Annotated in this window: 8 protein-coding genes; 2 read left to right on the top strand and 6 right to left on the bottom strand. The window is 37.1% G+C overall.

Annotated features, from left to right (window positions below; all coding sequences use genetic code 11):
• Positions 1-194 precede the first annotated feature (194 nt).
• From AAIB49_RS15880 to AAIB49_RS15855, 6 genes are all read right to left on the bottom strand, one after another.
• On the bottom strand, positions 195-1064 hold the full coding sequence (locus AAIB49_RS15880; protein ID WP_343458584.1) for a GNAT family N-acetyltransferase: 870 nt from the start codon (positions 1062-1064) through the stop codon (positions 195-197).
• Between the two features lie 20 nt (positions 1065-1084).
• Positions 1085-1933 (bottom strand): GNAT family N-acetyltransferase, encoded by an 849-nt coding sequence (locus tag AAIB49_RS15875; RefSeq protein ID WP_343458583.1) that lies wholly within the window; start codon positions 1931-1933, stop codon positions 1085-1087.
• 48 nt (positions 1934-1981) lie between these two features.
• Positions 1982-2431: an NUDIX hydrolase gene (locus AAIB49_RS15870; RefSeq protein WP_186870232.1), complete on the bottom strand. Its 450-nt coding sequence runs from the start codon at positions 2429-2431 to the stop codon at positions 1982-1984.
• Positions 2432-2740: 309 nt separating this feature from the next.
• Positions 2741-5167 carry a phenylalanine--tRNA ligase subunit beta gene (gene pheT / locus AAIB49_RS15865; protein WP_343458582.1) on the bottom strand — a complete coding sequence of 809 codons (2427 nt, stop codon included), beginning with the start codon at positions 5165-5167 and terminating at the stop codon, positions 2741-2743.
• A gap of 12 nt (positions 5168-5179) precedes the next feature.
• On the bottom strand, positions 5180-6214 hold the full coding sequence (gene pheS / locus AAIB49_RS15860) for a phenylalanine--tRNA ligase subunit alpha (protein WP_339214402.1): 1035 nt from the start codon (positions 6212-6214) through the stop codon (positions 5180-5182).
• A 395-nt stretch (positions 6215-6609) separates the two neighbouring features.
• The gene (locus AAIB49_RS15855) at positions 6610-7347 is read right to left on the bottom strand and encodes a TrmH family RNA methyltransferase (protein ID WP_339217950.1); all 738 of its coding nucleotides are present in this window, start codon (positions 7345-7347) and stop codon (positions 6610-6612) included.
• A 100-nt stretch (positions 7348-7447) separates the two neighbouring features.
• On the opposite strand from AAIB49_RS15855, the gene sspI reads away from it, so the two are divergent.
• Positions 7448-7672: a small acid-soluble spore protein SspI gene (gene sspI, locus AAIB49_RS15850; protein WP_339214401.1), complete on the top strand. Its 225-nt coding sequence runs from the start codon at positions 7448-7450 to the stop codon at positions 7670-7672.
• A gap of 302 nt (positions 7673-7974) precedes the next feature.
• Positions 7975-9561, top strand: a complete 1587-nt coding sequence (locus AAIB49_RS15845) for a DUF6583 family protein (protein WP_339214400.1) — start codon at positions 7975-7977, stop codon at positions 9559-9561.
• The last annotated feature ends 12 nt before the right edge of the window (positions 9562-9573 follow it).

The following is a 9573-nucleotide window of genomic DNA, read 5'->3' as shown; positions in this document are numbered from 1 at the left end:
GTTTGCCTTCAAGCCCTCCGCACATTCCCTCACGAGCATGCACTGCCTGTCAGCTATACACTTCCGCCACTACGGCGTGTTTGGGACTTTCACCCTTAAGTTCGGAGCGCTGCCAAGCGCACAAAAGGATAGAATTTTCATCCTATCCTTTCATTGTCTATCCGGTTACGATATTAAAACGGAATTAGCCTGCCCTATTTCCTGTCCTTCTTAAACGTATGAAGACTATGTTGTAGTCTGAAACCGGCCTTTTGATATAAGTTTACAGCCGTTTTATTTTCTGCACTTACAGTTAGTCGAATAGATGGAATTGTTTCAAATGTGAATAACCACTTCAAACTACCAGCTATCAACTGACTACCAATCCCTCTACTCCTTTTCGACTGATGAACACCAACAAATTCAATACTTCCATCACTAAATTCTGGTTCTGCTTCAACATATACATAACCACATAATTCCTCATCCTCTACTAGGATAAATACTTTATTACGCTCATCAAGTCTATCGATAATTTGTTGACCACTATAATATGTACCTGGGAAAAGTTGATCATGTAAGGCTACCATTTCATCATGGTATTCAGCGGTTAATTCCATTAAATTAGAATCTTGTAATCTATGAACATCGTTACGATCAAAAATCAATATCGCCTGTTCACTTCCCTTTGAAAAACCATTTCGGATAGCAAACTCATGAACCAGTTTATTTTCTTTATTAGGAAACAACAGGAACGTATTGATGCCAGCTAGCTTGTTTTCAAGTAACTTCACCCACATCTGATCTACTATACCCTTTTGTTCCTCTATCACGAAAGGTCCCCAAACCTCGCCTACACCACTATCAAAATCTGGATCAATACCTACAACCCCAAGTAAATCACCTTCATATTGCGCTGCAACAAAGCTTTTAGGATAAGGGATTTCCTCCTTCATATATTCCGCAATTTCTATGCTATCTTTACCACAAAATCCTATGTGGGAAGATTCTAACCTATTTAGCTCAGCAATAAACCTTGCTACTTTTTCTACATCTTCCTGTTCTATAAAGGCTGTTTTCACCATAATGTTCTCCTCTGTTTTGTTCATTTACTTGCTGTGGGAATGACGACTGCCTGACATGCTTTTTCATAGAATTCAATTGGGCCAGCCCCACCAATAATTGCATAGGCATAGCCTAATTCCTTCATGTCTCGTAAACAATGATGGAGCAATCGATATCCTATCCCCTTTGCGCGATTGGAGTGGATAACTCCCATTGGACCAAAATATCCCTTTTTACGTTTATAAACATCAAAAGCAGCGAACCCGATTATTGCTTTGCTATCATCAACGGCAATATATACGTTAGGCTCATTATGATCAAATGCATCCCTTATTGTTTCTGCCCATTCCTTGGAAAAATGCTGCTCTACAAACGACACAAGCTGTTTTTCATCAGCAGGAATTGCCTTTTTGATTCCTAGCGAGTCCAATGATGGGAATGTATAAAATTCAAGATTAGTAGCCATATCTCGTGAAGTTGTGCCATGTGTCATGATAATCTGTTTACATTCTTCATTGAGGACATCATCTAATGCCTTCGTTACAATCAATGCTTTAAGCACATGACCTTCATTTAAGAAAATCTGATTGTAGCCCTTCATATAGTCTATCGCTCTCTGTAAAACATTGGCTGTATCCTGACTAATTAGCGCATTAAAAAAATCATTTTTTATCGGTTTTATTTCGGTTTCTTCTTCTTTCACGCTACATGCTTTAAAATCGAGATTTAGTTTTATCCATAACTCTCCTAATGCTCCACCTTTTTCCTGCATGCAAGATACAAATATATGTATAGGCTTTACAATTCTATCCTTAGAAAGCATAGCTTCTTCTTCAGCCTGTTCCAATATTCGCTTCAGTCTACTTGAGAGGTAAACTTTCTTCTCCACTAACACGGGGGACCCCCTCCCTTAAAAGTCATTATTGGTTCATGTACATCACTGCTTAGGCAGATATGAATAAATAAGCTTTTTGACGAGTGGATTTAAACTATCAGGTAATTCGTTAAGCTTAAAGAATTTAGCATCAACTGTTTCTACTCCGTCTACCTTTAATTCTCCACCCGTTATATCCTTGCAAATATATACCACGGTTACAGGATAAAACTCATCTCCATTTGGAAGCTTGACAAAATGTTCTTTTCCAGAGATAACATTCACTAATTCTAGTTTACCTAATTGGATTCCAGTCTCCTCTAATACCTCTCTTCTACCAGCTTCTTCTGTAGACTCCCCTAATTCTAAGAATCCACCTGGAACTCCCCAGCGACCATCATGCCTTTTCTGAAGTAATATTTCCCCATTATGATTCAGCACCCCTACAGCTGTACCTACTAAAATTAATGGTTGATGGCTAACAAGCGCCCTAAGTTCTTCAATATACCCCATTGCTCATCCTCCTACACTCGATATTCTCTGTGACTTATCCTACACACAAACACCAGTATATTTCAAATTTTAGGTATTTTTCATTCTACCACAATTTTCAGATGAATTAGCAACTATTTTCCATATTGGAGGAATTAAAGAAGAGGCTTTAAACAAAACTACTTCTAACATAGGATAAACCAAACATGAAAATTAGTGCATCAAACCCGCACCAGCTAATGGGTTGATTGTTCGGTTTTTATTACCTTTGTTTTAGTTTTGTCTATAGCCTCTTGATAAATTACAGATATTCTATTTTTACAAATTCGCTTAAGACCTTACATATGCATGATGTTTCTCATTTACCGCTTCTATAATAGCCTGGTAGGATTTTTCTACATCTTCATCGACTAGTGTTTTCTCCGGATCAAGATATAATAGGCTATATGCTACTGATTTCTTACCATCTGGTAGGTTTTCCCCTTTATATAAGTCAAATACTTGGACTTGTTTCACAAGCGGCGCTCCTACTTGCTCGATGGTCGTTTTTACATCACCAGCATTCACTGCATCATCCAAGATAAATGCAATATCACGTGTTACAGATGGATATCTTGGAATTTGTGTATAGCTTGGGACATGGTGGTGAGCATCAAGTACTGCTTCCATATTAATATCAAATACATAGGTTTCTTTTAAATCAAGCTCTTTTTCAAGCGCTGGGTGTAATTGACCCATGAATCCTATTTCTTTCCCATCTAATAAGATAACTGCCGTACGCCCTGGATGCATATCCGCAAGTTGTGCTTGTGCTACAGTTAACGATAATTCTAGATGTTCAAATAATCCCTCTACGATTCCTTTAACCACATAGAAGTCAACCTGTTTACTTTCTTGCTGCCATAGATGTTCTAACCATTTCCCAGTCAATACTCCGGACAGACGTAATGGCTCTTCTGGTTGCTTAGTTAGTTCTTTTTCATTCGTAAGAAAAATGGAACCAATTTCATAGTAAGCAAGATTGGATTGATTTCTAGCTAGGTTATAGCTAATTGTCTTTAAAAGCTCCGGTAATAGGCTAAGTCTTAGGTACTTATGCTCTTCACTCATTGGCATTGCTAAGCTGATTGGTTCTGGATTTAAAGCCTTCACTTCAGGACTAACTAGCTTTTGAATAAAGTTCTCACTTGTTAAGGAGTAGGTTCTAGTTTCCATTAACCCTACACCTTCTAAATAATGTTTAACGGCGCGTCTAAGCTGTTGTCGCTTCGATAGTCCACCTGCTGTCGCTGCCCCGGTCGGCAACGTATATGGTAAATTATCATAGCCGTAAATTCTTGCCACTTCCTCAAGCATATCTTCAAAGATGGTAATATCACCACGACGTGTTGGTACAAATACGCTAAATTCATCCCCTTGACGCTCATAGTTAAATTGTAATCGCTCTAGAATCTTAGCAATATCATCAGAAGAAATTTCAGTACCTAAGCGACTGTTAATCGTATCCGTGTGAACCTGAACCGTTTTTTCTGAGCGATCAAGCTTATCGAATTCCACAACCCCATCAAGCACTTTGCCGCCAGCATAAAGCTCTAATAAATGAGCAGCACGTAATCCAGCTTGTTTTACTCTGTTTGGATCAATACCTTTTTCATAACGAGTACTAGCTTCACTACGAAGTCCAGTAGCTTTTACTGTCTTACGAATGGAAACAGAATCAAAATACGCTGCCTCTAGAAGAATATTCGTTGTCTCACTTGTTACTTCTGAATTAGCTCCTCCCATAACACCAGCTAACGCTACAGGTTCATTACCATTGGTGATGACTAAGTCCTCTGTTGTTAACGTGCGTTCTACATCATCAAGAGTTACCATTTTCTCACCGTCTTTAGCAGTACGTACAACGATTTCCTTAGAACCAAGTCGATCATAATCAAACGCATGTAATGGTTGACCATACTCTAACAATACATAGTTGGTAATGTCCACAACATTATTAATTGGTCGTATGCCTGCTGCTAACAAGTAATTTTGCATCCAAAGTGGTGAGGATTTAATTTTCACATCCTTAATAACGAGGGCACCGTAGTATGGATTTAATCTCTCATCTTCAACTTTTACAGAAATATGATCAGCAGCTTTTTCACTAGACGTAGTCACACTATCTTGGGGAAGGTTTACTGGTTTATCAAGTAAAGCACCCACTTCATATGCAACCCCTAGCATACTTAAACAGTCTGCACGGTTAGGTGTTAAATCAAATTCTAATATCGCATCGTCTAAATTCAATAATGAATCAACACGTTCCCCAATAGGAGCATCTTCTGGGAAGACAAAAATCCCATCTGCAAATTCCTTAGGTATGTGTTTTTCGTCCAAGCCTAACTCTTGCAGGGAGCAAATCATACCATTGGACTCTATACCGCGTAGTTTAGCCTTTTTTATTTTGAAATTGCCAGGTAATACTGCCCCAGGTTTCGCAACAGCTACCTTTTGTCCTTGACGTACATTTGGGGCACCACAAATAATTTGTAATAGTTCATCCCCGACATCGACCTGACATAAATTTAATTTGTCTGCATTCGGATGCTTTTCACAGCTTGTTACATGTCCAACGACGACATGATTACTTTTTTCCGCCATATACTCAATATGATCTACCTCAATCCCAGATTTTGTTACTTTTTCAGCAAGCTCTTCTGGGCTAATACCATCCATATCTACATAATTTTTTAACCAATTTAATGAAACTAACATCGTTTACCCTCCTTAAGCCTGGTGGAATTGTTTTAGGAATCGGCTATCATTTAAATAAAACTGACGAATATCATTAACACCATATTTCAGCATGGCAATTCGTTCTGGTCCCATTCCAAACGCAAATCCTGAATATACGTTTGGATCGTATCCAGCCATTTCTAAGACATTCGGATGTACCATCCCAGCACCTAAAATCTCAATCCAGCCTGTCCCTTTACATACGGAACAACCTTTTCCATCACATACTTTACATGAAATATCCATTTCTACAGAAGGCTCTGTGAATGGGAAGAAGCTCGGGCGTAAGCGAATGTTACGATCTTCCCCAAACATCTTCTTCGCAAACACATTGAGAACCCCTTTTAAATCACTCATTTTAACATCTTTGTCAACATATAATCCTTCAATTTGTGTAAATTGATGCGAGTGTGTCGCATCATCTGTATCACGTCGGTATACTCGACCAGGACAAATCATTTTAAATCCTTTTTCACCCTTATACTCCTGCATCGTACGAGCTTGAACTGGTGACGTGTGGGTTCTTAATAACAATTCATTTGTAATATAGAAGGAATCCTGCATATCTCTAGCCGGATGATCCTTTGGTAGGTTTAGTGCTTCAAAGTTAAAGTAATCTGTTTCCACCTCAGGGCCTTCACGTACTTCATAACCCATACCAATAAATAGGTCTTCTATTTCTTCAATGACTTTTGTTAATAAATGTGGCCCACCAACCTTAACTGGACGACCTGGTAATGTAACATCAATGGATTCTGATTGAAGTTTTTCTTCTAATGCAGCATTTTCAAGAACCGTATTCTTTGTTTCGATTGCATTCGTGATTGCTTCTCGTACTTGGTTAGCAATTTCTCCTACTACTGGTCTTTCTTCTGGTGAAAGCTTACCCATTCCTCGGAGTACTTGTGTTAACGAGCCTTTTTTCCCTAAGAATGATACTTTGATTGCTTGAAGCTCCTTTAAGTCAGATGCTTCTTCTACTTTGGCCAATGCTTCTTCTTGTATGGCTTTTAATTCCTCTTGCATGGTTTTACCCTCCTAAATTTAGGTTTATCTGCCGTATCCGCAGTCCATAACATTCTTTTTCTTTCTGTGAGTTAAAAACTATAGCTAATAAAAAAAGCCTTCTATCCCTATAAGAAGGGACGAGGCTTGAATTCGCGGTACCACCCTTGTTGACACAATTTCTGTGCCCAACTCGATGAATCATAACGGATTTTATTCCGGAACACCTTTACTAATAGCATTAGGTCCAAGTGTCAGCTCCAGAGTGAAAGATTAACGAGTTCATAGTAGAAACGTTTACAGTCAAGACGTTTCTTCCCTGAAAACTATGGTATAACTGTTAACCGCTCTTTCATAGCTTTTAACTATTTACATTTAGATAAAATTATAGTCATAATACGTACTATTTGCAAGAGTTATCCTTTAATATGATACATGAGAATTCCTGCTGCAATACTAACATTCAGTGATTCTGCTTTACCATAAATAGGAATTTTCACTACTTCATCCGCTAGATCAAGTACGTTCTGATGAATACCTGAACCTTCATTTCCTACTATTAATGCAACCTTTGGAGTAGTCTTTACAGTATGAAAATCTTTGGAATTAGTGAGTGCACTTGCCCAGACTTTAAAGCCCGATGCTTTCAAATCATGGATCCGAGAATTCAGATTGTCTTGAAAAACTGGTAAATGAAAAATAGAACCTTGAGTCGAACGGATTACTTTATCATTGTACATATCCACCGTTCCTTCTCCTAAAATAACGGCACTAAATCCTGCAGCGTCGGCTGTACGAATAATCGTGCCTAAATTCCCTGGGTCTTGAATACGGTCGAGTAATAAAACATAATCCCCTGCTACCACTGTATCGTTATTCATTTGAACAACTGCCGCAATTCCTTGTGGTGTTTTCGTTTGGGTAAGATGCTGAAACACATTTTCAGAAACAGCTATAATCGGATAGTCATTAGCCCAACTCGGTAATTCCACTCCGTCTTGCAGAATGATTTCCTTTATGCTCCAATTACTATGAACTGCCTCTTCTATTAAATGGAACCCTTCGATGAAGAATGTTCCCGTTCTCTCCCGTTCTTTTTTCGTATGTAATTTTTTTAAAGCCTTTACTTTATCGTTTTTAACAGATGTTAACAAATTCATTCATTCTCCTAATCATATTCTTTTTACTATCATACATATTTAATCCTAAACTGGTCAAACTATCCATAGTTTAATACAAATAAGGGGTGATTTTTTGGATTTAAATCTGCGTCATGCAATACTGTCCAATATCTCTGACAATGATCAAAGTCAGTTAGAAGCAACGATTGTCGATGCTATTCAATCTGGAGAAGAAAAAATGCTACCTGGGCTAGGTGTTCTGTTCGAGCTTATTTGGCAGCAATCCAATGAACAGGAAAAGCAAGAAATGATTGAAGCATTAGAACAAGGTGTCAAAAGCGCTACAGCAGATAGTTAATAAAGCGTAAGAAGGTATCACTAAGATGCCTTCTTTTATTTTTTTCTTAATTAAGTCATTATACCCATACTTGTCTCATATAGATGAAGTAACGTTAAATTCGAAATGGAAAGTTTTAGCATTTGCAATACAAAGGACCTATTAACGTCTAAAACAACAATTTCATTGATAGGTAATTCGATTCATTTTTTATAATAAATACGGTTTTGAAAATAAATTGACTCTTTTAATTCTCAATGTTATACAATGTATGTGTTGTATTTTATTTACTTTTTAGGTTTGATTTTGAAAGGGGAATATAGATGGTAGAAAACTATCAAGATGGAAAACAGAATAAAAAGGGCTTTAACAAATTATTATCAATTATTATTGCAGCTGCCGTATTATTAATTGGAGGAAGTGTAGCTGCATTTGTTTTAATTGATAAATCACCAAAAACCAATTATTTTCTGTATGAAAAGAAAACTGTAGATTTTCTGGGAAAACAGGTAGAGGACAGATATGGATCAGAACTGGCGTGGTCTGAAAAAGGATTAGAAAGTCCTATAGAAGATACTTATGAGGTTTCCGCACAACTTAGTATGCAATTATCAGATAGTCCAGGATATATAACACCTGAACAAATACTAAATAACACAACTATTACTTTAACAAATCAATTAGATCGTAAAGAAAAGGTTGGCAAAGCTTCATTAAAGGGAAGCTTTGGTAATTTCTCTATTGAAGACATTAACTTCTTTATAACATCTGAAAAAGTGATGTTAGGACTTCCATTTATGAATGAAGTACTGCAATTAAAAGGCGATGATTTTGGTAAGCTCCTCAATCAAGCAGACCCGATGACATTCACTGGAGAAGAATCAATTGATTTTGATATGTTCTTTAATCAAAGCGTTCTGGCTGAAGAAGACATGAAATATATAAAAGACAATTACATTAATGGTCTTTATGAAGCGCTCCCGGAAGAAGCCTTTACATCCAATAATGAAAAGGTAAAAATAGGTGACGATAACATTGATACGGAAAAAATCACCTTCCAACTAACTGAAAAACAGGTAAAGGACATTTTAAAAGATACGTTTACTAAAATGGCTGATGATGATCGCATGAAAGAGATCATAGAGGAATATATTCTAGCCCAAGGAGCCGGTCCATTTAGATTTGGTGAAAGTATTGATGTATTAATTCCAAACTTTGATGAAGAATACGAAAACATTTTGCAAGAAGCTATTACTGGTCTGGATAGCTTTATGATTCCAGATGGCTTCACCTCCACGATTTGGGTTAATAAGGATATTATCGTAAAACGTGACTTTTCTATTGAATTAGGTCCAACAGAAGATGAACTAGTTACGTTTTATCTAAATGGCACACTGAACCAAAACGATACAGATGTATCATTAGCATATGATTTAGGTTTTGTAGATGAGCTAGGAATTGATTATAAGATTAATTTAGATGGTGAATTGTCAAATAATAAGGGCGAAATCAACGATAGCTTAACATTAACTAGTGATACACTAAAAGTAATCTATGAATCTAACGAAACAGTAGATAAGAGTAAAAAAGATTTCAACCGAACATTTACCCTATCAGATGATACTGGTTATGCAATGGATCTAATTTGGTCTGGGGATGCAGAATATGATGGGGATCAAATGAAATCCAATCATGAATTCTCCGTTGCTGGTGATGGAATACCAGCAAACGCAATCGTATTAAAGGTCAATAAAGAATCTAAAGTAACAGATAATGTCTCATTACCTGCTGAAGAAGAAGTAAAAGATATCGGCAGCTTATCTCTAGAAGAGCTAATGACATACTTTGAAACAGAGGTCACACCACAATTTGAAGAATGGTTAATGAGCGTTATTGGATTTGGCTTTTAAGTATAAATAAAG

The sequence above is a fragment of the Ornithinibacillus proteolyticus genome, assembly GCF_039581225.1.
In the GTDB taxonomy this organism is placed as follows: domain Bacteria; phylum Bacillota; class Bacilli; order Bacillales; family Amphibacillaceae; genus Ornithinibacillus; species Ornithinibacillus massiliensis.
Note: the sequence above shows the minus strand (reverse complement) of the source record. Positions and strands in the feature narration are given on the sequence as shown.